Genomic DNA, 24470 nt, shown 5'->3' with positions numbered 1-24470 from the left:
TTTCACATCCTGCTTCCATTCACTTCTACTTCTATTATAATGCGAGATTGGGGTCAAAATCAGCTACGATGAGCACATCCATATGACGGGATTGCCGGATCAATTGTTTCACGACCGAGCCATGCAGCAATTCCTCCCACAAGGTTTGCTTTGACTGCCCGATCACCAGCTGTGTCGCCCCGGCTTCAATCGCTTTGGCCGATAGGACGGCAGCGATATCCTTGGGCGTTGGACAATCATGAACGACGAATTTTCCGCCCAATCGGACCGTCAGCCGCTCCAACGCTTCCAGCCTGGTTTTCAGCTCATCGGAAAGGACCGTCCACGCAGTTCCAGTATGGACATAATTAACATACCAAGCCGCCTTGAGCCGATAAGCCGTTCGGAAGCCGCGTCGGATTAACCGCTCGGCATGCGGTGTGCTATTCACGCAGACGAAGATCACTTCCTTTCTCCGCCACGGCCCGCGCAGCGAGTTTTTGCGCTCCAGCGACTCCAGCCGCTCGTCTACATCGTCAGCAATCTCCCGTAGGGCCAGCTCACGCAGTGCGATCAGGTTACCCGTCTTGAAAAAATGATTCAGTGCTTGGTCGACCTTGGCCATCGCGTAAATTTTCCCTTCACGCATGCGCTGCTGCAACGCTTCCGGGGCGACGTCAATGAGCTGGACCTCGTCCGCCAGCCGAAGGATGCTATCCGGCACCGTCTCCCTGACCCGGATACCCGTAATTTGCTCCACTGCATCATTCAAGCTCTCTAAATGCTGCACGTTCACGGTCGTAATCACGGAAATGCCTGCATCGAGAATCTTCAGCACATCCTCATAGCGCTTTTTATATTGGCTTCCGGGCACATTCGTATGCGCAAGCTCATCGACCAGCACCACCTCCGGGCAGCGCCGGATAATCGCATCCGTATCCATTTCCTCCAGTGTGACATTCTGATACTTCACCTGCTGACGGGGGATGATCTCCAGGCTGCCGACCTGGGCGATCGTTTCCTTCCGGTTATGCGTTTCCAAAAGCCCGATCTGCACATCGATGCCCTTCTTGAGGTGGTCATTCCCCTCGCGAAGCATCATGTAGGTTTTGCCGACGCCCGGCGCCGCGCCGATATATACTTTGAATTTCCCGCGCTTGATTTTGCCGATCTTTTCGGCAACCTCCTGCTCGCTAAGGCGACGGTATTTGTGATTCTCCTTTTTTGACGAGAGATTCGCCGGCAGCACCCGCTCGCCCTCATGCTCGGCCCGGTCCGCGACCAGAAACAAATCAATATTTTTCGTTGCCTTGAGCAAATCGTTTACAATCGAGCCCTGCCAAAATTCCTGCCATCTCGTATGCTTGGTATGCCCCATGACGATGCGCGTCACATGATGCCGGGTCGCATATTGGACCAAGGTGTTTGAAATGCACCGGCGGTTCTGAAAGGGCAGCTCTTCGAATTCGCCTTGGACCTTCTCCACCAGCTTAATCATACTCCTGCGGAAGGTGGCCTCTTCTTTCGTTAACGTTTTCTTAAAATTGCAAAACGTAACCACCATCAGCTCGCCATTGAGCCGTTTGGCAATCTGCTGCCCTCTGCGAACATAAATGGAGCCGTTCCAGTGGTACTGCGTGGATACAAGAATGCGCTCCGCTGCTCCAGACGGGCCGACAAGCCCCATTTCTTCCCGATGCTCCATCAACGACTCGTTGACATCCTCCGCCACCAAACGGAGCGCCAGCTCACGAAGCACGCCCAGATTGCCTCTTTTAAACACCGAAGCGTCTTTATTCACTTTCAGATGTCCCTCGGCTAACCGGTTTAAAACCGTTTCCGGAGTGACGTCAATCAGTCTCACCTCATCGGCAATTTCGAGCGTATCCGCCGGAACCGTGTGCTCTACCTCGATGCCGGTCAATTTATGAGCGATCTCGGTATACCCCTCCAATTCGTACACATTGACGGTCGTGATCACACTTATATCATGGGAAAGCAAAAATTTGATGTCCTCCAGACGCGTAGAAAAACGGGCTTCCGGCCGGTTATGGTGAGCCAGTCCGTCGACAAGAACGACTTCGGGATTGCGCTCCAATAATGCATCGAGATTTAAATCCTTCATTTCGACGCCATGATTAAACCAATGAATGCTGGGCACCCGCTCCAAATCGCCCAATTGCTCTACCGTCTCGGGTCTTTGCAGAGTGGAGACAGCGCAAATGACCACATCGATCCCTTGCTGCTTCAAGGTATTCCCTTCCCGCAGCATATGGTAGGTTTTGCCCGAGCCGCTGACTGGACCGATATAAATCTTTAACCTGCCGCGATGCAGCTTGGAGATGGAATGTAAAATTTCTTCCGGTGTTTTTCGTTTAAAGCCTTCCAATGCGATGTCCCCTTTGTATGAGAAGGATGAATGAAAGCTCAGAAAGCCACCCCCGGTAAACCGGGAGCGGCTGTGCGCTGCGCTTTAGCGCTTCACTTGCTTGATCAGCTCCAAATTCAATTCCGTCACATTCACGCGCGGCTCTCCAAAAATCCCCATCTGCCTTCCTTTCGTATGCGCATCCACCAGCTGAGCCAGCTGCTGCTCACTGATCCCCGTCTCACGGCTGATTCTTGGCATTTGCGCCTTGGCCGCTTCCGGGGACAGGTCCGGATCAAAGCCGGAGCCGGAGACCGTGACCAAATCGGCCGGGATGTCTGTCAGCTTCGGATTATCCTTCTTCAGCTCGTCGATTTGATCGGCAATCCCTTGCACATAATCATCGGAGGCGATCGCCATATTGGAGCCAGCTGAGGCAGTCGGGTCATATTTGGCATTTGAGACTCTCGGATGAAAGAGCTTAGGCGAGTCTACGCCTTGGGCAAGCAGCTCCGACCCGACAATCTGACCGCCCGATTCAATCAAGCTGCCGTCAGCCTGCTTAGGAAAAAGGGCTTGGGCCACCCCGGTGGTTACCAGGGGATATATCAGTCCGCAGAGCAGCATGAGCACTACGGACGAACGAATCGCTGTCATTATCATATTCATATCTCCTCACCTAAAGCTTCTTTTTATCTGTTTATGCGATATTCAATACCTGAAGCACAAGATCGATGGCTTTGATGCCGACGAAGGGTACGATCACTCCGCCTACGCCGTAGATGAGCACATTGCGCGTGAGCAGCCTGTCGGCGCTCATGGCACGGTATTTGACACCCTTCATGGCGATCGGAATCAGCAGCGGAATAATGACGGCATTGAAAATGAGCGCCGATAGAATGGCCGATGTCGGCGAAGCTAAATGCATGATATTCAGCGCCTCCAGCTGAGGCATCGCGAGAATGAACATCGCAGGAATGATCGCGAAATATTTGGCGATATCATTGGCGATGGAGAAGGTCGTTAACGCCCCGCGGGTAATCAGCAGCTGCTTCCCGATCGCGACAACCGACAGCAGCTTCGTCGGATCGGAGTCGAGGTCGATCATATTGGCGGCCTCTTTGGCGGCCATCGTCCCCGAATTCATCGCAAGACCCACATCCGCCTGCGCCAGCGCCGGCGCGTCGTTCGTCCCATCCCCGGTCATGGCGACCAGCTTGCCATCCTGCTGCTCTTTCTTAATCGCCGCGATTTTATCCTCCGGCTTCGCTTCGGCAATGAAATCGTCCACGCCTGCTTCCAGCGCAATCGTAGCCGCGGTGAGCGGGTTATCACCGGTACACATGATCGTCTTGATCCCCATCCCTCGAAGCTCGGCGAATCGTTCCTTGAGCCCGGGCTTCACCGTATCCTTCAAGTAGATGACACCATAGATGCGATCGCCTGCGGCTACAGCCAGCGGAGTGCCTCCCGCTCTTGCAATGCGGTTCGCAATGTCGTCCAGGTCGCTTGGAATCCTGCCGCCTTTGGCCGAAATATGCTTCTTAATAGCATCCACCGCACCCTTGCGGATTTGCGCCCCGCTCGCCAGATTCAGGCCGGACATCCGCGTTTCCGCCGTAAACTCGATGGCCTCGGCGTCTTTATATTCCTTCTCGGCCCAGCTCTCGCCAAGCTTATTTGCAAGCTCCACGATGGAACGGCCTTCCGGTGTTTCATCCTTCACCGACGCCATCAACGCGGATAAAATCATCTCTTTGGACGAAACGCCCTTCACAGGAAGGATCTCCGATGCCATCCGGTTGCCGTACGTAATCGTTCCTGTTTTATCCAGGATGAGCGTATCGATGTCGCCTGCAGCCTCCACAGCTTTCCCGGACATAGCCAGCACGTTGAATTGCGTTACCCGGTCCATCCCTGCGATCCCGATGGCCGATAGCAGCCCGCCGATCGTGGTCGGGATTAAACAAACGAGCAAAGCGATCAAGGTGGCGACATCGAGCTTCACGCTCAGATATTGCGCCATGGGAACCATGGTCATGATGACGATCAGGAAGATCAGGGTTAAAACCGCAAGCAACGTCGTTAAAGCGATCTCGTTCGGCGTTTTTTGCCGTTTAGCGCCTTCGACAAGCGCAATCATCCGATCCAGGAACGACTCGCCGGGATCCGTCATGACCTTCACGATAATGTAGTCCGAGGCCACGCGGGTTCCCCCGGTAACCGATGAGAAATCACCACCCGCTTCTTTAATGACCGGCGCGGATTCGCCCGTGATCGCCGATTCGTCGATCGATGCCAGCCCTTCAATAATTTCCCCGTCCGTCGGAATGATTTCACCAGTGTCCACTCGGACGACATCTCCTTTTTTCAATTGGGTTGAGGAGACCTGCTTGTAGGACCCGTCTTTTTGCACCAGCTTTGCCATCGTTTCGGATTTGGTTTTTCTGAGCGTATCGGCTTGAGCTTTGCCTCGGCCCTCGGCCAGTGCTTCAGCGAAGTTGGCGAACAATACGGTAAACAGCAGGATGAGAAAAACTGCGATATTATAGCCCCGTCCTACCGTTGAAGCCACAAACAGATCCGGCCAGATCGACAACAATAATGTTATGACAGTACCAACCTCAACTACGAACATCACCGGGTTTTTAATCATGACCGCGGGATTCAGCTTTTTAAAGGCATCAATGATCGCCTGTGAAACGATTTCTTTCGTTAACGTATTTTTCCTAGCTGTAGTCATATGGATTGAACCTCCTAGTTTGTTGCAACTTTAACGCGGCATAGCCAAATGTTCAGCGATCGGTCCCAGGGCCAGCGCCGGGAAGAACGTGAGCGCCCCGATGACGAGAATAATGACCACCAGAATTCCCGCAAACAATGGGGTATTCGTCCGCAGTGTCCCTGTTGTCACTGGAACAACGCGCTTCGTTGCGAGCGAACCGGCAATCGCGAGCATTGCAATAATCGAAACATACCGCCCAAACAGCATCACAAGTCCAATGCCGACATTATAAAAATTCGTATTGGCATTCAGGCCGGCAAACGCGGAGCCGTTATTGGCTGCTCCTGATGTAAAAGCATAGAGCACCTCAGACAAGCCGTGCATGCCTTGATTGGAGATCGATGCGATCGATTCCGGACGCAGGAGTGCCAAAGCCGTCGGAGCAAGAATGATCAGCGGGTGAGTCAAAATGGCGATCGATGCCAGCTTAACTTCTTTGCCCTCAATTTTTTTGCCCAGAAATTCCGGCGTACGTCCAACCATCAGTCCGCAAATAAAGATCGATAAGATCAGATACAACAAGCCGTTCAGAAGCCCTACGCCTTTTCCGCCGAACACGTTATTGAGCATCATTTCGGCAAGAGGCACGAACCCGCCCATCGGCGTTAACGATTCATGCATAGTATTGACGGAGCCCGTTGTTGCGGCTGTCGTTACTGCGGTGAAAAGGGCCGATTCGGATATGCCAAAGCGAACCTCTTTGCCCTCCATATTGCCGTGTACGCCCAAAGCGTCCAAAGCGGGCACACCGCGATACTCCGATACGAAGACGGTTGCGAGCATCACCAGGAAAATGAACCCCATTGCCGCAAACACGGTCCAGCCCTGCTTTTTGTTTTTAATCATAAGTCCAAACGCATACACCAACGACGTCGGCAGCAGCATCATGCATAGGATGTGCACCAGGTTCGTGAGCGGCGTTGGATTCTCAAACGGATGCGCAGCATTGGTTCCAAACCATCCGCCACCGTTGGTTCCAATATGTTTGATGGATTCCAGCGACGCCACCATCCCTCGGGTAATGGTTTGCTTCGCTCCTTCCAGCGTAGCAGCATCCACTGCGCCTTGCAGTGTTTGCGGTATTCCCTGGAACACCAGGAACAAGGCAATCAGGATGCTCAGCGGCAAAAAGATCCGTGTAATCGAACGCGTAATATCCACATAAAAGTTACCCAGGTTGTCCTGCCGTCCGATCAGTCCGCGAATAAAGGCAATCGCCACAGCGAAGCCGGTAGCGGCCGAAGTGAACATCGGGAACGTGATCGCAAGAAGCTGCGATAAATAGGAGAGCCCATTTTCTCCGCTATAGGACTGCCAGTTCGTATTGGTGATAAATGATGCCGCCGTATTAAACGCCTGCGCCACGGGCATATTGTCGATCCCATCCGGGTTGAGCGGCAAATATTTTTGCAATCTTAGGACAAGATACATTAGAACCAGCATCACGAAGTTGGATAGGAACATGGCGCCCAAATAAGCCTTCCATCCCATTGAATCCCCTTCGCGAACACCCATCAGCTTGTAAAGCAATCGTTCGAACGGCCCGAATACGCGATCCAGACCCGTTGTTTCAGAACCAAATACCTTAACCATATAGCTGCCTACCGGCTTAACCAATAGCATGATGATGATTAAGGTAACGGCCACTTGCACAAATCCCATACTCATTTAAAATTATCCTCCTCGTTGCAGACGGTTGTAACGATCCGACGCTATTAAAATTTCTCCGGCTTGATGAGCACAAACCCGAGATACAAAATTAGAGCAACCGCAATCATTCCGACGACGATCATGAAGCACCCTCCCTAGGCTTTTTCACAAAACTTAAGAAACCCCCAGAATACTAAGAAAGATAAGACGAACAATACAATCATGGTAAAATCGTTAAACATCCTTCGGATGACCTCCTTAACTTAATAGATACGAAACATCCCCTGTCCTCGAAGGGATGACATAATCAGCTCCTAGTCCCTTGTAGATCTTCCTCGGGTGGTCACGTAACGTGATCACATAGACGGCATCGGATGTCCATTGGCGCGTGATTTGCAGGTAGCGGCAGCTAAGCGGTAAACTGCTCTCAAACAAAAAGACTTTACCGATCGGATACTGGGGAACAACCCAGGTCTCAGGCTCCGTTGTATCCAGCAGGATGATGTGCCCCACACCCGCTTCCATGAAACGCCGCTGCTCTTGCTTGTTATTAGTGACAACAGCGAACGGCATCCCTCTTGCTTTTAATTGATGAATGAACTGTTCCCCCGCTTTCGTCGGCGCCGAAACCAGTATGACCTCCGATTCACTCATTCCTTTTTCCCTCCATGTCTTCGACCACCGGTACAAGTGAAATCTTAATACGGATCGCTGTAAAAAGGGGGTAAAGAAATCTAATGCGGGGTGTAAAAAAAATATAAAAATGGTTCACCGGTTTCAGCATTTTGCGAGAATCACAGCAAACCGCAGCATTAGCACAGATAATGAATGCCACCTTGCTTTAAATCCGCTTCCAATCGCAGAAATCCTCTGCCTGATTTGAACGATCAGAGTCTAGCAAGCTATCGCATTGGTTCGATGGAAGTTTTCCTTTTTGACTGCAAGCTCATCTTTTTAAACCAGGAGCTCTTCTATCTTCAGCATGTGAATTAGGTGAACTAATTCGCATGCTTTTTTATTTGCGCCAAACCAGCCATACAGTTATCACGGAGGTAGAAACGTCAAGGATATCTATTAGTTGAAATTGGTAGAAATAGAGAACAGTCTAGTACATGCCAGTGGCTCGGGGCGTATAAATATTGTAAGCACCAGAACATCGAAGACACCTGTCAAGGAGGGGTACATGCCATGGATGGGTATCTTTTGGTATCGAAAGCTAGCAAGAATTACTAGACTGAAAGAAAGAGAGGGACTAGAAATGCACATGCACGATTTAATGGTGCCAATTACCATTCTTAGCTTTTTATGTACCATCACATTTATCTTCTGGCGGTCGCATGTGAATGAAGCCATCCCTGCAACGGTCGGCGCGCTGTTCGTGCTGCTTAGCGGCAGCGTTTCCTTAGCCGATTTGGGCGTCATCACTGAGACGATCGGCGGAGCGGCCATCACCATCATTGCTACGATCGTCATGGCGATCGTGCTCGAAAGCTTCGGCTTCTTCCAATGGGCGGCCGAGAAGCTGCTCGAAAAATCCCGAGGTTCGGGAATCCGCTTATTCTGGTTTACGAACCTGTTCTGCTTTCTCATGACGCTGTTCGTCAATAATGACGGCAGTATTTTGATCACGACACCGATCCTCATGATGCTCTTGCGCAATTTAGGGTTGAAAAACCATCAAAAAATTCCATACTTACTTTCCGGAGCCCTGATTGCCACCGCATCCAGTGCCCCCATCGGCGTCAGCAACATCGTTAACCTGATCGCGCTCCAAATCGTTCATATGGACCTATACATGTTTACAGCTATGATGTTCGTTCCGGCCATACTGGGACTTGCACTCCTCTCGGGGCTGCTGTTTCTCAACTTCCGCAGCGTCCTGCCCGCTAAGCTTCCCCCAGTTAAACCCTGGAACGTGTCGCCGCGCAATGAACAGCATCCGTTAAAAGAAGTGGCCATGCCGATCTCGCCAGAGAAACGCGGCTCTCTTATGCGCAACATCCTCATTTTCGTCTTCGCCGTCCGTATCAGCCTGTTCGTCGCTTCCTACTTTCACTTTCCGGTCCCACTGATGGCGGTCATCGGCTCGGTGTTCCTCCTGCTCTGGCGCTGGTACTATTTGAAAATCACACCCGCGGATATGCTGCGGAAAACGCCTTGGTACATCCTCATTTTTGCCTTCGGTATGTATGTAATTATTTATGGGCTGCACAATATCGGCTTAACGCAACTGCTGATTCACTCTGTTCAGCCGCTTGTCACAAGCAATCTGCTTCAAGCGAGCGTCGTCATGGGCACACTGATTTCCATCTTGTCGAACCTGTTCAATAACCATCCGGCTCTAATGGTCGGCACGTTAACCTTGACCAATATGGGACTCGATCCCTTAACGCTCAAAATTTCGTACCTGGCCAGCGTCATTGGCAGCGATGTCGGCTCGCTGTTTTTACCCATTGGGACTTTGGCTACGCTGATGTGGATGCACATTCTGAAGAAAGGGAAAGTCAAAATTACATGGGGCGACTACTTAAAAGTAACCTCGACGGTCATCCCGATTACGGTTATTTTCACCTTAGCTATTCTGGCCTATTGGGTGTCCTGGCTTTTTTAAACACAAAAAAACGACCTTAGAGTTAAGGCCGTTCAAAATAGAAATGCACATCACAATTTATGTAGGGTTACTATGAAACGGTTGGATGTTTGTCCAGCCGTTTCTTTTTTCCTCCTCATTAGGAGTGGCTGACGTCTAATTTGTAAATTTTGACGCGCCCGCCCTCATTTTTATCTCCTTGATTATCCTGTACATAGACTCCGGCTTTAAAGTAGAAATTTAATGTCTTCCAATTTGGGTCCTGCTCTACAAAATTCACCGTTTTCGTGACGCCGTTGAACGTCATGCTTAGCACGCCGTCCACCACTTTCAGCTGTCCATCGTAGGCCTTATTCAGATCATAGCCGTTAAACGTGTAATGGATATCCTTGTCGCCGGTTTTGGACGAGCTTTTCACCAGACAATCAATGGCTTTCTTCTTATCGTCATATTCCACTTTCACCAGAGGCGCCGCGTCCCCGCCGGCAGTGGTGATTCCGTGAATTTGCATCACCACTACCCGCCCCGAAGAAGGTACTTGGGTTACCATTTCTCTGGCATTCTCAATGTGTGTCCCCTGCCAAGTCCAGTTGACTTTACTGCTAGACGGGTTCATCATCTCCCGAAGCTCCGATCGGGGATACTCCGTATTCGCCGTCTTTCCGCCCACTACCGGGGACCAAAATGTCATCGCCCCGTCCTGCGGATCCGTATAGAAATAGTCGGAGGAATACCCTTTGACTAAATCAGCCGTGGAAATATCCGTCGCTTTCTCGAGCGGCAGCGTTAATTTCCAGTGTGATAAATCGATGTTGCTTCCGGGAGGCTTGCTCCGATCCAGACTGCTTGGCGGATTTGCTGGTGCCGGGGTGGCCGTCGGTGCAGCCGGTGCAGGAGTGCTTGCTGCCACGCTTTTGTCGCTTGGGGTGGTTGTAGCGGCCGGTTTGGCGGAAGCCGGCTGCTGCGAGGCCGAGCAGCCGGCCGTTAAGAGCAGGGTCACTGCCAATGCTGCCATAAGGCTTGATCTTTTGCGCTGAACAGAATGAGTCATCATATCCTCCTCGGTGGTAAAAAATCCTGCTAAGCGTGAGCATAGCAGGATTTCATGACTTTATTTTTACGGAATCACTACCGCATCACTGCTGCCATCCGTATACCGTGTGTGGCTGAAGGACGAGGAGGCCGATTGGACATCCAGCCAGAACCAATCCTGCTTCGATACGTCGGTCCAACTGTCCTTATCCAGCATTGGGGTCGGACGCTTGAGCAGCGTATTGATCACCTTCACCGCTTCCGCGCGTGTCACCGGTTGATCCGGCCGGAACGAACCATCCTCGTAGCCCGACATCAATTCGGCTGCCTTCACAGCCTGGATCGCACCCTCGGCCCAATGGCCTTGCGTGTCCGTAAATGCCCGACCGCTGCTGTCATCCGTGCTGAGCTTCTTCAAGCGCGCGATAATCGCTGCAAGCTCCGCTCTTGTGATCGCTGCATCCGGCTTAAACGAACCGTCCGGATAGCCGCTCAGCAAGCCGGCGCTTTGCACCTGGCGAATCACCGCTTCCGCCCAGTGGCCTTCCGAGACGTCACTGAACTTTTCTACCTCCGTCGTCGGCTGTGGCAGCTCTAACGCCTTCACAAAAATGGCTGCCGCTTCCGCCCGCGTAATCGATTGATTCGGCTTAAACGTCCCATTCGGATACCCGTCGATCCAACGTTTATACGTCAAGGTATCGATCGGCTTCTTCTGAATCTCGACGATACTGAAGGTACTGAATTTGGTCACAACAATCTCAATGCTGACCGGCTGATCCTGAGCATCGTATCGGATCGCACCCTTGACCAATTCCTTCTCTCCATCGCTATGCTCTACATAGACGCGAAGCGAGGACAAGAACTTCGCCCGCTCCTTCGGATCCGATGGAAGCTTCATGTCTTTGAGCGAGAAGTTCAGCTTCGTCTCCTGATTCTTGACGTTCGTTTCAATCGTCATAGGCCTTCCCAGAACCGTGACTTCTCCGCCTGCCGCCGCCTTGGTAACGAGCTGCGCAGTCAAGACCCGCTTCTCGGTTTCCTTCCATGCCGCATCCGTTTGAATCGGGGCAAATCGGAAATACACTTCATCATGGGCGGCCAGCGCCTTCGTGATCGCATCTTTGGCAAGTGAAATTTGAACATCGTCGGTGGCGATCCGAAGGGTCAAGCCATTGTCAGCTAACACCTGCAGCGTATTCATAGGGACGTTGACGTTAAACTCCGTGCTTTCCGCCGGCAATTTCGGAATGACCAGCGTCCATGCATTTGGCTCGCTGCCTGCTCCACCGCTTTGCGGTTTGACAATGTCCGGTGTAATGACCATTTTATCGATCACTCTACCGTCCGGGGTAAGCGTTCGCTGCACGTCCACCTGCAGGGTTTTTCCATTCCCATCCACCGTCAACAGGACTGAAGTGGAACCGCCGCCAGCGCCGCCGCCCGAACTCGAGCTTGGCTGAGGTTGGCGGGTCAAAACAATCGTGTACGGCTGCGATGGAGCACCATACGCCGGAGTCACGACAACCTGAATCGTGTTCAGGCCTACGGTCAAATTCATCGGCGAGCTAGGTACGCCGCCCCTCACCGCCACGCCATTGATCAGCAGCGAAGCGTTAGGATCATATACGGAGCCCGTGACCGTCACAGAACTGACGCCGTAGGGGACCGTCCCGGTATAGCTCAGTGTTCCCGCATTAAACGATGGCGATAAATTGACTCCGCCCACCGCAAGTCCGGTCAGCGAGGCACTACTGTAGCGCGTAATCGTGATTGCATAATCCTGCACGCTGATTTGGTCTTGAGCCAGCACCTTAACCGTGATCTTATTCGGTCCGTCTTGCAAAAGAATCGTTTGGCTTTGTCCGCTCAGAACGTCGATGTTGTTAATTTTGATTCTTGACGCCGGATCGTACACGCTCGCGGTCACCGATACGCTATACACCGTGTTCGTGACGCTCGTTGTGTAATCCAGGACGCCCGGTGCAAAGCCCGGAACGCTCGTCCCGTTCAGCAGCAAGCCGCTTAAGGCTACGTTGCTGCTGCCGGCCCGAACCACGTTAACCGTGTAGGTCAGCACCGTGGCATCCTGCGCGGTCACCGTCACCGTGGCCGTATTGCTGCCGACCACAAGATTGCTGCCGCCGTTGACGACTAGGCTGGCTGTTACATCCGCTGCCGTGCCCGTCACCACGACGGAGGTCGTGGCATTCGGCACGTACACCGTATACCCGAGCGTCCCTGGCGCAAAGCCAGTCACGCTGATCCCATCCACCTTCAAGCCGCTTAAGCTGGCGTTGTTGCTGGCCGCTCGCACGACCGTGACGGTGTAGGCTTTCACTGTGGTCGTATCCTCCGCTGTCACGGTGGCCGTGACCGTATTGCTGCCGACCACGAGATTGCTGCCGCCTGTCACGCTAAGGCTGGCGTTCGCATCCGCTGTTGTGCCCGTTACCACGACGGAGGTCGTGGCATTCGGCACGTACACCGCATAGCTGACTGTGCCTGGTGTAAACCCTGCGACGCTAGTGCCGCTTACCTTTAAGTCGCTTAAATTTGCATTGGCGGAAATGCGGTGCACCTTAAGGGTATACGTCTGGGTAATGGACGGATCTTCGGCCGTCACCTTCACCGTCACTGTGTTATCGCCTACGGTTAGATTGCTGCCGCCGGTCACACTTACCGCAGCATTGGCATCTGCTGCCGTCCCTACAGCTGTGATCGCGGTGGTAGCATTCGGCACGCTCACTGTGTAGCTCAGCGTGCCTGGTGCAAAGCCCGCTACACCGGTTCCGTTCACCGTCAGTGCATTTAAGGTCGGATCCGCGGCCTGTCTGCGGACCGTAATTGTGTAGCTCAGCGTGGTTGTGCTGTCTTCAGCCGTGACCGTGACGGTGACCGTGTTGTTGCCGACGGCCAGATTACTGCCGCCCGTCACCACCACATTCGCCGTCGCATCCGCTTGGAGTCCCGTCACCACGACGGAGGTTGTCGCATTCGGCACATATACCGAGTAGCTGACCGTGTTTGAAGCAAAGCCCGCGATGCTCGTCCCGTCGACCTTCAGGTCGCTCAAGAACGCATTGCTGCTTGGCGCTCGGACGATCGTCACGGTGTAGTTGACGACCGTAGTCGTATCCTCGGCTGTCACTTTGACAGTAACCGTATTTTGGCCGACGGCCAAGCTGCTTCCACCGGTCACCGCTACATTTGCTGTCGCATCCGCCTTCAGTCCCGTTACGACGACGGAAGTCGTCGCATTCGGCACATACACCGAATAGCTAACCGTGCCAGGCGTGAAGCCGGCTATGCTTGTCCCGTCGACCTGCAAGTCGCTCAATAGCGCATTGCTGCTTGGCGCTCGCACGACGGTCACGGTATACACCTTCACCGTCGTCGTATCCTGTGCGGTCACAGTGACCGTGACCGTATTCTCGCCAACGGCTAAATTGCTGCCGCCGTTCACTGCCACAGTCGCTGTCGCGTCCTCTTTCGTGCTAGTCACCGCGACGGAGGTCGTCGCATTCGGCACATTTACCGTGTAATCCAATGTGCCGGAGGCAAAACCCGACACGCTTGTACCGTTAAGCTTCAAATCGCTCAGGTTCGCATTGCTGCTTGGTGCTCGCACCACCGTCACGGTGTAGGTTTTCACGACCGTCGCATCCTCAGCCGTCACCGTGACAGTGATCGTGTTGGTGCCGACCGCCAGGCTGCCGTCACCCGCCACAACCACAGTCGCCGTCGCATCCGCCTTCGTACCCGTCACCGCCATCGTTGTCTTCGAGTTCGGTACATTCAGGGTATACGATGTCGTGTTAGGCGCAAAGCCTCCGATGCTCACCCCGTCGACCTTCAAGTCGCTCAAATTCGCATTCGTCGATTTGGGCGCTCGGGTCACCGTGATGGTATAATTCATCGTCGTGGTACCGTCTTCCGCCGTCGCCACCACGCTAATGACATTCGTACTGCCAACCGCCAGATTGATGGCCCCGCTCGCTTGACCGCTATTCACATTGCTGGTGTTCACTTTCACCGTAGCATGAGACTCATTAACCGTCGGTGTGACCGTAATGGAGCTCACGGCATACAGCACATTCGCCGTATAATCCAATGTCCCTGCTGCAAACGGTTCGTTTAGCGTCACACTCGAAGCAGCTAGCCCCTTTAACGTAGCATCATTGCTTAGAACCGTCGTAGTATGCGTTCCGGTATCGTTGCTGAAATCGAGCTCATTGCCCCCAGATACCTGAGCGGTGCTCGTCACCGTGCGAGATGTACCCGGCGCAACGTTGACCGTCACATCAATAACAGGAAAATCGCTCTGTCCATTCCGGACGTCCGAACTTGTACAAGTCAAACTCGCTACTGTACAGCTCCATCCGGTTCCCGTCATATTCGTAGCGGTGAGCCCCGCCGGCAGCGTCACCGTGGCCGTGACCGTGCCGCTCGTCTTGAGGGTGCCATTATTTCGCACGGTCACCGAGTAGTGCGCTCCTGTCTTGCCTTGCGCGAACGTCCCGTTCGGAGCAGCCGCTGGAGCAATCGTAACCTTCAGATCCGAGCTCTCCGGATTGGCCGCCACATCGCCGCCCGTATTTCCAGAGAATGAAGTAGTGCCCGTGATGCTCGGCGCCTTATTCGCATTAACGAACAGCCCACCGCCTCGCGCAGCCGTGTTACCTGTCACCGTAACATTCGTTAATCCCACCGTGCCGGCAAAATAGTCGAGCACCAAGCCGCCCCCGTCCCCATCTGCGGTATTGCCAGTGAAGTCGGTGCCCGTAATGACCGCAGGCGAGCCCAAGTACAATCCCCCAGCGCGCCCCTCTGGCCCCTTATTAGGGGTGCTTCCCGAACTATAAGCATGGTTGCCGGTAAAAGAGCTGGAGCTGATTGCAACCGAACGCGATGATGCCGTAGCGGATACAATCGCCATTCCTCCGCCTTGCCCGTAGGAAGCGTTGTTCGTCACGTTTAGCTGCGTCATGCTCAAGGTCATGTCCCCTTCCAGGTAAATGCCCCCGCCTCGGGCGCCGTAGCTGGACATCCCCGACTGTCCTGCTTTGTTATTGCTAACCGTCACATTCGACAGGACCACACTTCCCGCAGACGTACCTGAAACATACAGTCCGCCGCCGTAGCCTTCTCCTGAAGCGACGTTATTGTCAATAATCGAATCTCTGATGGTCAGCGTTTTGTTCCCGACATCAGCGCCGATGCCTCCGCCGCCAAAGCCGTTCGCGTCCGCGGACACCTTACCGTAACGAATCGTTAGCCCCTGGATCGTAACATCGAATCCCGCGCCCAGTGTCGAATTAATATTAAACACTCGGGACGCGGCCGTATCCGGTGTGCTTGCCGCTTGGATAATCGTATTCGACTGGTTGGTACCTAACAGTCTGACTGGGTTCGTAATCTGCAATTCGCCCGCTGTTAAAGTATATGTACCTGAAGGAATGCTAATATCGTCTGAGCTCGCTGCCGCATTCGCCTCCATTACAGCCGCTCGAAGCGAACACTTCCCTGAACTGTCAGCACAAATCCCGTCGCCGGGACTGCTATCCACCGTATCTGCGTTCGTATTTACAGAGAATGCTGCCGCATGTACCGAACCTACAAACCCAAAACAAACGCCGGCTACGATGAACAGCCCTAACAAAATAAATCTTGCTTCCCAACGCCTGTACTTCCAAAACGACTGTCCCCAACTATCCCGCCAGCCACTCACATCTCAGGCTCCTCTCCGACTCATCGAAAACCGCTTCTAACTCATGCTTTAACCGCGCGGTGGAAAAATCCCTTGCAGCGCGATACAAAAATTCAGCGTCAAGTAAGGCTGCATGTTGTTATGCGGCTGTCCGCCGCCTGCCGGTGCAATAGCTTGTGCCCCCATAACCACATTATTCGGCAAACTCGAATAGGCGAAGCCGCTGCGACGTCCGGGTGTATCCTTCCAAATTTGACCTGCGGGCGACTCTTGCGAGCCTGCAGCTTGTCCGTATTGAAGCGTGTGATTGTGAGCAGGAATCTCTGTAGGAAGCAAGGTGACGTAATCCGAGCCGCCTTCCTGACCAAGGTCGTACTGGGACAGCCCCGGACCTTGTCCGGCTTGCAGCGGCACTTTGCCATTCAAATTGGGAAGAGCAAATGTGCTTCGGCCATCCCCTCCGTAATAAGTCCCCAGCAGGGAGAACAACGCCGTGTTCTGCGCAATAGGGAGAAGCTGTCCGTCACAAGTAGCCCACCCTCTGGGCGCAAAATAAAATGGAAATAGGCAAATCTCCCCAACAAACGGTTCGCTAGACATCGTATCTCTCCTTAATTCTGACTTGGGAATACTCCCACCAAAGCAATAATAGCGTTCAGACATAAATAAGGCTGCATGTTCAAATGCGCTTGATTGCCACCGACATTAGTGGTCACGGTATCCGATGCGTTATCCGGTACGAAAGCATACGAGCTGGTAGCGGTCACCCCAAAGGTGTTGTTTACGGCCGCATTGGAGCCGGCCACACTGTTACTGGCGCCAAGGGAGTGCGTATGCGCCGGCAGCTCACTAATACTTAGCGTGTGCCCTTGCTCTCCGCCTCTTTCCCCCAAGGTATGTCCATTACCTTGATGAATCGGTACTCTGCCTCTTAAATCCGGGAGGGCAAAATTCACCCGGCCATCTCCCCCATAAGTGGTGCCGAGCAGCGAGAATAAAGCTTGATTTTGGGCAATCGGCAACAGCTGTCCATTGCAAAACGCATTTCCACCTGGGGCAAAATTAAAGGCAATCCAGCGAACCTCCGAAATAAACGGATTGGTTGGATCACCGCCGGATTGTGAAGGAAATATCCCATACAAACTAATAATGTAGTTAATCGTCAAATAAGGCTGCATATTATCATGCGGCTGGCTCCCACCCGAGGAACCTACAAAAGTGGTCGCTCCCATGGCACTTTTCGTCACGGACCCATCCGTGAACTGATTCAGGGTCGACCGCGCCATCACCGTGCTGTCAGGACTGTTCGTACTGCCGAATTTGGAGGATACGCCCGCAGCATGCGCATGGGCAGGGATTTGACTCACCGTCAGCGTGACACTTTCTGCTCCGCCCGTCTCTGCTAAAGTAAATCCGTTTCCTTGATGCAATGGAATCCGGCTCTGCAAATTAGGCAATGCAAACGTCTCCTGACCATCACCACCATAAGTCGTACCAATTAAGTTAAACAACGTATCATTTTCACTAATAGGCATGATCTGACCATTGCAAAGCGCCCATCCTGCCGGAGGAAAATTACCCGCAAACATCCGAACTTCGCCTATAAAAGGTGTACCCATCACGTTACCTCCAAGGAATTCTAGTTACCTACAATTCTAGCAAAATTATTTGTAAACCGCATTCAAATCTTCGAAATATATGGTATCTTTAGTAGCATAGTGTCTAACTTTCGGAGGAGAACGTGAGATGGAATTGAATAAACATGTGTCGCGTCGACATTTCTTGAAATACCTGGGAACCGGCTTCGCTTCCCTGGCTGCTGCGTACTCCGGCCTAGGCTCTCTTAGCTCCCGGGCAAGCGAGGCCACCGAGCTCAATACATACGATCAACTGCCCGAGACCTTCAACCCGACCAAGCACACCGCGGACGATGCGGATCAATTGCTTTTGGCTGGCGGATTGGCTTATTCCGTTCTGGCCGCGTATGGCGACACGATCAATGCATCGGGCGATACGCTGGGGATGAACAGCAGCTACACGTCCTTTTTCCCGATTCCGGGGTCTGACTCTGAAGCTCTGCTCTGGGTCAACCACGAATTCGCCCAATATTCTTGGATGGTAGACCGGTCGGAAGCCGTGGCATGGGAGCAGCAAAAGCAGCTGCTTTACGAGCAAGGCGGCTCGGTGCTTCATCTGAAGAAGGATGCGTTCGGCCAGTGGAAGCTCGCGACCGACTCTACCCTCGCTTATCGCGTCTCCGGATTAACACCAATCGAGCTGTCTGGTCCGGTTCGCGGCACCTCGGCTGTAAACGGCGCAACCCTGGTCCAAGGTACATTAGCGAATCGAGGCGGGGCTAAAACCTTATGGAACACCCAGCTAACCGGCGAAAATCAGTTCGAGGCCGCCAGCCGCGACGCTGGTCTCGCATTGTCCCATTATGGGTGGATCGTCGAGGTGGATCCGTTCAATAAGCGCCGCAAGCCGGTTAAGCATACCGCGCTCGGACGATTCCATCACGGCAGCGCAGCCATGACCCTGAGCAGCGACAATCGGGTCGTTGTCTATATGGGAGAAGATTCGCCGGAGGGCTTCATTTACAAGTACGTCAGCGCAGGCAAGTGGACGGAAGCTGGCGATACTCAGACGAGTGAGCTTTTGAGCGAGGGCACGCTGTACGCCGCTGACTTTATCCAAGGCCGCTGGATCGAGCTATCCTTGGACAATGTGCGGAATCAGCTGAAGCGCATCACCTACCAAGCGCCGGAGAGCCTGTATAAATCCAAAGAAACGCTGCTGGAGCAGTTTCAATCCCAAAGCGATGTTCTGGCGTCCGCCAGTGAAGCGGCACTGATTGTCGGAGCCACGCCGTGTGATCGTCCAGCTGAGCTTACTGTTCATCCGAGGGATCGCAGCGTGTTCGTCGCTTGTACCCAAAACGATAATCGCGGCAATCTTCACGGCCAAATCATCCGCTTGAAGGAAAGCTCCGGGGATACTTTCACGTCGGAAACGTTCATTGCGGGCGGGCGCCAAAGCGGCTTCAGCTCGCCAGGCAGCCTGACCATCGACAATAACGGCAACCTCTGGGTCGGCTCGGATATTTCTCCTGAACGGTTGAACACAGGCGCTTGGTCGGAATTCAAGAACAACGGACTTTATCTCATCCATCCTACGGGCTCCGCCCAAAAAACCAAGCAATACGCATCAGCACCAACGGAAGCGGCGTTATGCGGACTTTCCTTTACGGATTATCAAGCGACCGTCTTCATGGCCGTCAACCACCCGGGCGCTTCCGGCGTTGGAACAGCTAGCCCAACCAGCAGCTGGCAGCACCGTTTCGGGAAGAGGGACCCGCGCTCCGCGGTAGTTGTGATTACGCAGTCGTTGCTATAATGATGGGCGCTTCATAGGCAAAATAGGGTGATAGAGGAACCAGCTGTTCCTTTATCACCCTATTTTTACTAAGCCGCTTTTCTTATCCTGCTTCGGCTTTGTGCTCTTAAGGTTTGGATCGATAAGGCAATGCCTGAAACGGTCAGAATGATTAAGCCAACGTTGAAGCAGGTAGCCATGATCCTGTTGGACAATGCCATCAAATATTCGAATCCGAAGGGCTCGATCCAGCTGGTGCTCAAGAGGCAGCATCACCATATCCAGCTGTCGGTAAGCAATACGGGCCCGGGGATCCGGAGGAACATCTCGATAAAATCTTCGACCGCTTCTACCGGATCGATTCCTCGCGCTCGCGCCAGAACGGCGGCTATGGTCTGGGGCTCGCCATTGCGAAGTCGATTGTGTAACAGCACCAAGGGAAAATCTACGCAAAGAGCGTACCCGATGAAAAAACGACCTTTACCATGCAGCTGAACGAACGATAAAAAATAGCGGCAAAGCTAGGATATTCTTTCATCCCTGCTTGCCGCTTTTTGTTATTATGTCTGCTGCCTTCGGTTTCATTCCTTCTCCTGCTGATCATCCTCCGTTGAGGAAGATGGATCGGGATCCGCTTCTTTGGCAAACTTGTCGGCATCCGACGCAAGAAATTCGTTCAGCTGAGTTTGAAACGAGACCATCAAGTCTTGGAACCTCTCCGCCTTTGCCCCGGTCTTGTCCTCCTGCGCCCCTCTTGCCGCCGAAGCCATCAGAGAAATAACTCCAGACCACTCCTTCATGAGCTCCCGCAGTTCGTGCTTCCCCTGCTTCTCGAACAGCTTGTATCGGCCGCCGCGCCGGTCCCAAAGCTTCTCGGGCTGTTTCTGGTCCGTCTTGCCGCTCTGGCGAAGATATTGGATGCCCTGTTCAGTAATATGGTACAGCTTCTTCCCATCGGCTTCAGACGAGCCTATATAGCTCATATCCTCCAGCAGCTGCAGATTAGGATAAATCGAACCGGCGCTAGGCGTATACAAGCCTCCCGTTCTCTCCTCCATTGCTTTGATCAGCTGATATCCGTGCATCGGTGCAGTGGCAAGAAGCTCCAGAAGTGCGAATTTAAATTCCCCGCGCTCAAAAAAACGGCGTCTCCCTTCCCCTCTTCCGCCGGGGCCGTGCGGTCCCCCTCCACGGTGGTGCCTCGAGAATCGTTCCTCCAAGTCCCCTGCCCTGCTAAAGCCCCGCCAGCCTTGATGGCTCTTCCAATGGTGATCAAATTTCATATGCTCGCCTCCAATACGATATATCGTTATTGTTGCATCTTCATTCTAATACGATATATCGTATTGTGTAAATAGTCTTTTTTCATTTTTTTAGAAATCGCTGCTATGTGGATAAACAGTATCCAGGTACTGCACTTCAATATGAAAAAGACGCGGGCTCCCCTATATGGGGGCCACGCGTCTCCGGCGAGGTCTGGTCAACTCCACAATCCGATTAGCATCGGCTTACTGAGGTGGGTGTGTCAAACGTTCCTTTCTGCCTTCAGCCTCTCAAGCTCACTGAATGCGGCTTGACTCACTAAACCAATACCAAGTCCATCAGGCCTCGCTAGCCGTGATACCTCTCTACTCGCTTGCGCTCCAGTTTCCATACGCCAAACCTTTTCCTCCATTCGCGCAAAGCCTCTCAGAATCGACTCCGAATTGTACGTATTTTGCACTCTAACTGTTCTTTGTATGGCTTCGGCAGCGTTCGTTCGAGATAGTAGAAACTGCCTTCTGGTTTGCAGCTCATTGCAGATATCCGTCAGCTTGTTCAATTCCTCACTCAGCGCCGCCGTTTGCTGCTTCACGGTCGCCAGCTGCTCGAGGTACACCTGCAGTTTTTCCTCATGAATAATTTTTTCTTGAAGAGCTAGGAGTGCGATCTCCTCTTCCCCGCGATCCACAGCCAGATTGGCTTGGCGAGTCCGTTTTCCGATCACCTCCTTCGTTTGCTCGACGAGCACCTCGTAGCTTTTTTCCACAACGAGCCGGCCCGCCAGCGCCGCCTTGGCTTTGTCCAGCTGCTCCTCGATTTCCCGCATATACTGGTTAACCATGCTGATGGGATCCTCAAAGCTATCCAAATATTTGTTCAGGTCCGCTGCCGCAATTTGCTTAATTCGTTTTAGAATGCCCATGGTTAACTTCCTCCCGCTGTACTTGTTTTTCCCATTCATCTAGATAATCCACTCGACGTGTCACTGTTGATGTATATGGTGCTTCCATAACTACGGCCTCGTAGCTTGGCTTCCGATGACTTCTATATTTAATGTATACATAGCCGGCTATCACAATGGCTGCCAGAAGGAACAAACCCGGCATCCATGCAAAGCCGTGATGAAACTCGCCAGGTCCGCCACCGCGTCCCCATTGCCCGTGGAGTGCCCGTACAGGCTCCAACCTTCTTCCTGGGAATTCAGGATGATGGATGGAAGAGGTGATTCTAAACACCGTGGATGCGAGAATTCCTGCTCCCACAAGGGCTATTGCGCTCTTCCAAAAGCTGCGCTGTTTCATAGTGCATGCCCCTTTCCGACTTAGTTCGCTGAAGTATCGCTGGAGTTGGTCGCAGCTGCTTTATCTTTAGTTTCTTTTTTATCGATGAAATTGGTTAACTTGTCTGTCAGGCTGTCCTTGATTTTGGCGATCAGCTCGTCTTTGGCAATGCCTTTGGCTTCAGCAACCTCGGCCAGGGATTTGCCTGCTTGTAGCTCGGTATTCAGCTCCGCCTGCGTCATCCCAAGGATTTGGGCCATGGCCTCCGGATCGGCAAAGGTACCGAAACGTCCGCGCTCCATCTTGCCGTGTCCCTGGCCTTCGTTATGGCCAAACCCCTGTCCTTCCACTTGCTGCTTCAAGCGATCCGCCAAACCGGATGTTTGTTGGTCGGCTTGAGTCTGTGTCAGAGAGCCGGCTGTTACAGCTGCATTAATTGTGTCGGTTGCGGCAGTAGTCAGCTCTTGCAGGAGCACGTCTTCCGTTACTCCTTTGTCCTGCGCGATTTGAACCAGCGTTTGGCCTTGCTTCTGCTGATCGCGAAGGGTCGTTTCATCGATTCCCAGAATGGATGCCGTCTCCTTCTCGACGTTGAGGACTCGGAAACCATCGTGGCCGCCGCCGCGTTGGCCGCGTTGGCCATGGTGGCCTTGTCCGTCCCCCGGTGCAGCTGTGTCAGCCGCTGTCGTTACAGCAGCCGATGAGCTTGTCCCATCCGTCGCTGCAAAAGCTTTATTATAAAGGGCTCCAGTTAGCCCACTTCCAAGCAATACGCTTGCTGCCAATGTACCCGTCAAAATTTTCTTGTTCATCATTTTCATTTTCATATTCTTCTCTCCATTCCTGTTCTCTGTATTTGTCCTACACCTAGTACTTTACAGCACGTTTCTGAAACCTCCGTGACGGATATCTGAAGAGAGGATTAAGTTTCCATTAAAATGAACTGAAAGCAAGCAGGACAGCATGAAAAAAGCCTTAGCACCATACCGTCCACTGAACGGTGATGCTAAGGCTTGGAATTTTCTTTTATTACGTACCCTGAGAGATGCGGTCTGACGACCGACTGCGATGCAATCCTTCCGAAGCTTATGCTCCGACGAACTCTACCGTGCAAATCTAGCTCAGTTCACTTGGTAATTCGAAGATGTCTTAATGGCGTGCCCTGAGAGATTCGAACTCCCGACCTTTTGATTCGTAGTCAAACGCTCTATCCGGCTGAGCTAAGGGCACAAAAAATATGGAGCGGAAGACGGGAATCGAACCCGCGACCCTCGCCTTGGCAAGGCGATGCTCTACCGCTGAGCCACTTCCGCTTAACGCTATGCGCTCGAGAGGACTCGAACCTCCACGGCTGTTACCCCACTAGAACCTGAATCTAGCGCGTCTGCCAATTCCGCCACGAACGCATATAAAACATGTGAGCCATGTAGGACTCGAACCTACGACACCCTGATTAAAAGTCAGGTGCTCTACCAACTGAGCTAATGGCTCATGCAAGAAAACTGGGGATCTAGGATTCGAACCTAGGCATGACGGAGTCAAAGTCCGTTGCCTTACCGCTTGGCTAATCCCCAACGGATTGTGTAATGGGGCGATCGATGGGACTTGAACCCACGAATGCTGGAGCCACAGACCAGTGCGTTAACCCCTTCGCCACGACCGCCGAGCAGGGGCAGCAGGAATCGAACCCACACCAAAGGTTTTGGAGACCTTTGTTCTACCTTTAAACTATGCCCCTATAGAAAAGTGGTGGAGGCTGACGGGATCGAACCGCCGACCCTCTGCTTGTAAGGCAGATGCTCTCCCAGCTGAGCTAAGCCTCCATGGGAAATGGTGACCCGTAGGGGTACTCTTCGTTTCACTTCGAGACTGCGAGGCGTACCCTATCGAAGCTTAGCTCCGACGAACCCTTCAGTTTCTCATCCCCTACTTACCATATATGACCCGTAGGGGATTCGAACCCCTGTTACCTCCGTGAAAGGGAGGTGTCTTAACCCCTTGACCAACGGGCCTTGTTATTAAACTGGGCCTTAGTGGACTCGAACCACCGACCTCACCCTTATCAGGGGTGCGCTCTAACCAGCTGAGCTAAAGGCCCTTGATGATTTGAAAAAAATAAAAAGCCCACCCCAGGTGGGCTCCTCAGTTGCTTGGCGACGTTCTACTCTCCCAGGACCCTGCGGTCCAAGTACCATCGACGCTGGAAGGCTTAACGGTCGTGTTCGGGATGGGTACGCGTGGTTCCCTTCCGCCATCATCACCAAACGGATTGTTCAGGATTTGCACCCTGAAAACTGGATTCGAAACAAAGCTCACTGAATCGTTTTGGATAAGCCCTCGACCGATTAGTATTCGTCAGCTCCACACGTTGCCGCGCTTCCACCCCGAACCTATCTACCTCGTCGTCTACAAGGGGTCTTACATACTGGGAAATCTCA

The 24470-nt window shown here is 52.9% G+C and carries 17 protein-coding genes, 10 tRNA genes and 2 rRNA genes; 3 read left to right on the top strand and 26 right to left on the bottom strand.

Annotation, left to right across the window (positions count from 1 at the left end; genetic code table 11):
* Nucleotides 1-34: 34 nt before the first annotated feature.
* From FPZ49_RS13155 to FPZ49_RS13130, 6 genes are all read right to left on the bottom strand, one after another.
* A complete protein-coding gene (locus FPZ49_RS13155) occupies nucleotides 35-2368 on the bottom strand; it encodes a universal stress protein (RefSeq protein WP_144847344.1) in 2334 nt (777 codons plus the stop codon).
* A gap of 84 nt (nucleotides 2369-2452) precedes the next feature.
* Complete coding sequence (kdpC, locus tag FPZ49_RS13150; RefSeq protein ID WP_261381380.1) at nucleotides 2453-3010, bottom strand: potassium-transporting ATPase subunit KdpC; 558 nt, start codon at nucleotides 3008-3010, stop codon at nucleotides 2453-2455.
* A 37-nt stretch (nucleotides 3011-3047) separates the two neighbouring features.
* Nucleotides 3048-5090 (bottom strand): potassium-transporting ATPase subunit KdpB, encoded by a 2043-nt coding sequence (gene kdpB / locus FPZ49_RS13145; protein ID WP_144847340.1) that lies wholly within the window; start codon nucleotides 5088-5090, stop codon nucleotides 3048-3050.
* A 30-nt stretch (nucleotides 5091-5120) separates the two neighbouring features.
* Nucleotides 5121-6794, bottom strand: coding sequence for a potassium-transporting ATPase subunit KdpA (kdpA, locus tag FPZ49_RS13140; protein ID WP_144847548.1), 1674 nt, complete (start codon nucleotides 6792-6794; stop codon nucleotides 5121-5123).
* Nucleotides 6795-6847: 53 nt separating this feature from the next.
* On the bottom strand, nucleotides 6848-6910 hold the full coding sequence (locus tag FPZ49_RS37470) for a potassium-transporting ATPase subunit F (protein ID WP_391563819.1): 63 nt from the start codon (nucleotides 6908-6910) through the stop codon (nucleotides 6848-6850).
* A gap of 130 nt (nucleotides 6911-7040) precedes the next feature.
* Nucleotides 7041-7436, bottom strand: coding sequence for a hypothetical protein (locus FPZ49_RS13130; protein ID WP_144847339.1), 396 nt, complete (start codon nucleotides 7434-7436; stop codon nucleotides 7041-7043).
* A gap of 610 nt (nucleotides 7437-8046) precedes the next feature.
* Between FPZ49_RS13130 and FPZ49_RS13125 the strand changes: the two genes are divergently transcribed.
* The gene (locus tag FPZ49_RS13125; protein ID WP_144847544.1) at nucleotides 8047-9393 is read left to right on the top strand and encodes an arsenic transporter; all 1347 of its coding nucleotides are present in this window, start codon (nucleotides 8047-8049) and stop codon (nucleotides 9391-9393) included.
* 118 nt (nucleotides 9394-9511) lie between these two features.
* On the opposite strand, the gene FPZ49_RS13120 is transcribed toward FPZ49_RS13125, so the two are convergent.
* The 4 genes from FPZ49_RS13120 to FPZ49_RS37265 all read right to left on the bottom strand — a co-directional run bounded on the left by FPZ49_RS13120 (nucleotide 9512) and on the right by FPZ49_RS37265 (nucleotide 17733).
* The gene (locus FPZ49_RS13120) at nucleotides 9512-10387 is read right to left on the bottom strand and encodes a polysaccharide lyase family 7 protein (protein WP_186445803.1); all 876 of its coding nucleotides are present in this window, start codon (nucleotides 10385-10387) and stop codon (nucleotides 9512-9514) included.
* A 102-nt stretch (nucleotides 10388-10489) separates the two neighbouring features.
* On the bottom strand, nucleotides 10490-16135 hold the full coding sequence (locus FPZ49_RS13115; RefSeq protein WP_144847335.1) for a cadherin-like beta sandwich domain-containing protein: 5646 nt from the start codon (nucleotides 16133-16135) through the stop codon (nucleotides 10490-10492).
* A gap of 48 nt (nucleotides 16136-16183) precedes the next feature.
* Nucleotides 16184-16714: a phage tail protein gene (locus FPZ49_RS13110; protein WP_144847333.1), complete on the bottom strand. Its 531-nt coding sequence runs from the start codon at nucleotides 16712-16714 to the stop codon at nucleotides 16184-16186.
* 11 nt (nucleotides 16715-16725) lie between these two features.
* The gene (locus FPZ49_RS37265; RefSeq protein ID WP_315899172.1) at nucleotides 16726-17733 is read right to left on the bottom strand and encodes a phage tail protein; all 1008 of its coding nucleotides are present in this window, start codon (nucleotides 17731-17733) and stop codon (nucleotides 16726-16728) included.
* A gap of 127 nt (nucleotides 17734-17860) precedes the next feature.
* On the opposite strand from FPZ49_RS37265, the gene FPZ49_RS13100 reads away from it, so the two are divergent.
* Both FPZ49_RS13100 and FPZ49_RS37255 read left to right on the top strand, forming a co-directional pair.
* Complete coding sequence (locus FPZ49_RS13100; RefSeq protein ID WP_144847332.1) at nucleotides 17861-19510, top strand: PhoX family protein; 1650 nt, start codon at nucleotides 17861-17863, stop codon at nucleotides 19508-19510.
* 129 nt (nucleotides 19511-19639) lie between these two features.
* Nucleotides 19640-19984: an ATP-binding protein gene (locus FPZ49_RS37255; protein WP_449289941.1), complete on the top strand. Its 345-nt coding sequence runs from the start codon at nucleotides 19640-19642 to the stop codon at nucleotides 19982-19984.
* A gap of 86 nt (nucleotides 19985-20070) precedes the next feature.
* On the opposite strand, the gene FPZ49_RS13090 is transcribed toward FPZ49_RS37255, so the two are convergent.
* The 16 genes from FPZ49_RS13090 to FPZ49_RS13015 all read right to left on the bottom strand — a co-directional run.
* A complete protein-coding gene (locus FPZ49_RS13090) occupies nucleotides 20071-20772 on the bottom strand; it encodes a PadR family transcriptional regulator (RefSeq protein WP_144847330.1) in 702 nt (233 codons plus the stop codon).
* A 242-nt stretch (nucleotides 20773-21014) separates the two neighbouring features.
* The gene (locus tag FPZ49_RS13085) at nucleotides 21015-21674 is read right to left on the bottom strand and encodes a PspA/IM30 family protein (RefSeq protein WP_186445802.1); all 660 of its coding nucleotides are present in this window, start codon (nucleotides 21672-21674) and stop codon (nucleotides 21015-21017) included.
* The gene (locus FPZ49_RS13080; RefSeq protein WP_144847327.1) at nucleotides 21652-22053 is read right to left on the bottom strand and encodes a hypothetical protein; all 402 of its coding nucleotides are present in this window, start codon (nucleotides 22051-22053) and stop codon (nucleotides 21652-21654) included. The genes FPZ49_RS13085 and FPZ49_RS13080 overlap by 23 nt, the downstream gene beginning before the upstream one ends.
* Before the next feature lie 20 nt (nucleotides 22054-22073).
* Nucleotides 22074-22859 (bottom strand): hypothetical protein, encoded by a 786-nt coding sequence (locus FPZ49_RS13075; protein WP_144847325.1) that lies wholly within the window; start codon nucleotides 22857-22859, stop codon nucleotides 22074-22076.
* Between the two features lie 326 nt (nucleotides 22860-23185).
* Nucleotides 23186-23262: transfer RNA gene (locus FPZ49_RS13070), tRNA-Arg, on the bottom strand.
* A gap of 8 nt (nucleotides 23263-23270) precedes the next feature.
* A tRNA-Gly gene (locus FPZ49_RS13065) sits at nucleotides 23271-23345 on the bottom strand.
* 9 nt (nucleotides 23346-23354) lie between these two features.
* Nucleotides 23355-23438 (bottom strand) — tRNA-Leu (locus tag FPZ49_RS13060).
* Nucleotides 23439-23450: 12 nt separating this feature from the next.
* Nucleotides 23451-23523, bottom strand: a tRNA-Lys gene (locus FPZ49_RS13055).
* A gap of 11 nt (nucleotides 23524-23534) precedes the next feature.
* Nucleotides 23535-23606: transfer RNA gene (locus tag FPZ49_RS13050), tRNA-Gln, on the bottom strand.
* Between the two features lie 13 nt (nucleotides 23607-23619).
* Nucleotides 23620-23695: transfer RNA gene (locus FPZ49_RS13045), tRNA-His, on the bottom strand.
* Nucleotides 23696-23699: 4 nt separating this feature from the next.
* Nucleotides 23700-23770, bottom strand: a tRNA-Trp gene (locus FPZ49_RS13040).
* Nucleotides 23771-23779: 9 nt separating this feature from the next.
* Nucleotides 23780-23855: transfer RNA gene (locus FPZ49_RS13035), tRNA-Val, on the bottom strand.
* A 117-nt stretch (nucleotides 23856-23972) separates the two neighbouring features.
* Nucleotides 23973-24044: transfer RNA gene (locus FPZ49_RS13030), tRNA-Glu, on the bottom strand.
* Between the two features lie 12 nt (nucleotides 24045-24056).
* Nucleotides 24057-24130, bottom strand: a tRNA-Ile gene (locus FPZ49_RS13025).
* 50 nt (nucleotides 24131-24180) lie between these two features.
* A 5S ribosomal RNA gene (gene rrf / locus FPZ49_RS13020) occupies nucleotides 24181-24297 on the bottom strand.
* Nucleotides 24298-24357: 60 nt separating this feature from the next.
* Nucleotides 24358-24470: ribosomal RNA gene (locus FPZ49_RS13015) — 23S ribosomal RNA — on the bottom strand; the annotation flags it as partial.

The organism is Paenibacillus cremeus (assembly GCF_007786445.1).
GTDB lineage: Bacteria > Bacillota > Bacilli > Paenibacillales > NBRC-103111 > Paenibacillus_G > Paenibacillus_G cremeus.
The sequence above is the reverse complement of the archived record's forward strand: the minus strand, read 5'-3'. Positions and strand labels throughout refer to the sequence as shown.

Bases quoted from the DNA above. Each gene is read 5' to 3' on its own strand.
- kdpB (WP_144847340.1), bottom strand. From the start codon at position 5,090: ATGACTACAGCTAGGAAAAATACGTTAACGAAAGAAATCGTTTCACAG.
- kdpA (WP_144847548.1), bottom strand. From the start codon at position 6,794: ATGGGATTTGTGCAAGTGGCCGTTACCTTAATCATCATCATGCTATTG.
- FPZ49_RS13085 (WP_186445802.1), bottom strand. From the start codon at position 21,674: ATGGGCATTCTAAAACGAATTAAGCAAATTGCGGCAGCGGACCTGAAC.
- FPZ49_RS13110 (WP_144847333.1), bottom strand. From the start codon at position 16,714: ATGTCTAGCGAACCGTTTGTTGGGGAGATTTGCCTATTTCCATTTTAT.
- FPZ49_RS37265 (WP_315899172.1), bottom strand. From the start codon at position 17,733: ATGGGTACACCTTTTATAGGCGAAGTTCGGATGTTTGCGGGTAATTTT.
- FPZ49_RS13090 (WP_144847330.1), bottom strand. From the start codon at position 20,772: ATGAAATTTGATCACCATTGGAAGAGCCATCAAGGCTGGCGGGGCTTT.
- FPZ49_RS13125 (WP_144847544.1), top strand. From the start codon at position 8,047: ATGCACGATTTAATGGTGCCAATTACCATTCTTAGCTTTTTATGTACC.
- FPZ49_RS13100 (WP_144847332.1), top strand. From the start codon at position 17,861: ATGGAATTGAATAAACATGTGTCGCGTCGACATTTCTTGAAATACCTG.
- FPZ49_RS13130 (WP_144847339.1), bottom strand. From the start codon at position 7,436: ATGAGTGAATCGGAGGTCATACTGGTTTCGGCGCCGACGAAAGCGGGG.
- FPZ49_RS13120 (WP_186445803.1), bottom strand. From the start codon at position 10,387: ATGGCAGCATTGGCAGTGACCCTGCTCTTAACGGCCGGCTGCTCGGCC.
- kdpC (WP_261381380.1), bottom strand. From the start codon at position 3,010: ATGATAATGACAGCGATTCGTTCGTCCGTAGTGCTCATGCTGCTCTGC.
- FPZ49_RS37255 (WP_449289941.1), top strand. From the start codon at position 19,640: ATGCCTGAAACGGTCAGAATGATTAAGCCAACGTTGAAGCAGGTAGCC.
- FPZ49_RS13080 (WP_144847327.1), bottom strand. From the start codon at position 22,053: ATGAAACAGCGCAGCTTTTGGAAGAGCGCAATAGCCCTTGTGGGAGCA.
- FPZ49_RS13075 (WP_144847325.1), bottom strand. From the start codon at position 22,859: ATGAAAATGAAAATGATGAACAAGAAAATTTTGACGGGTACATTGGCA.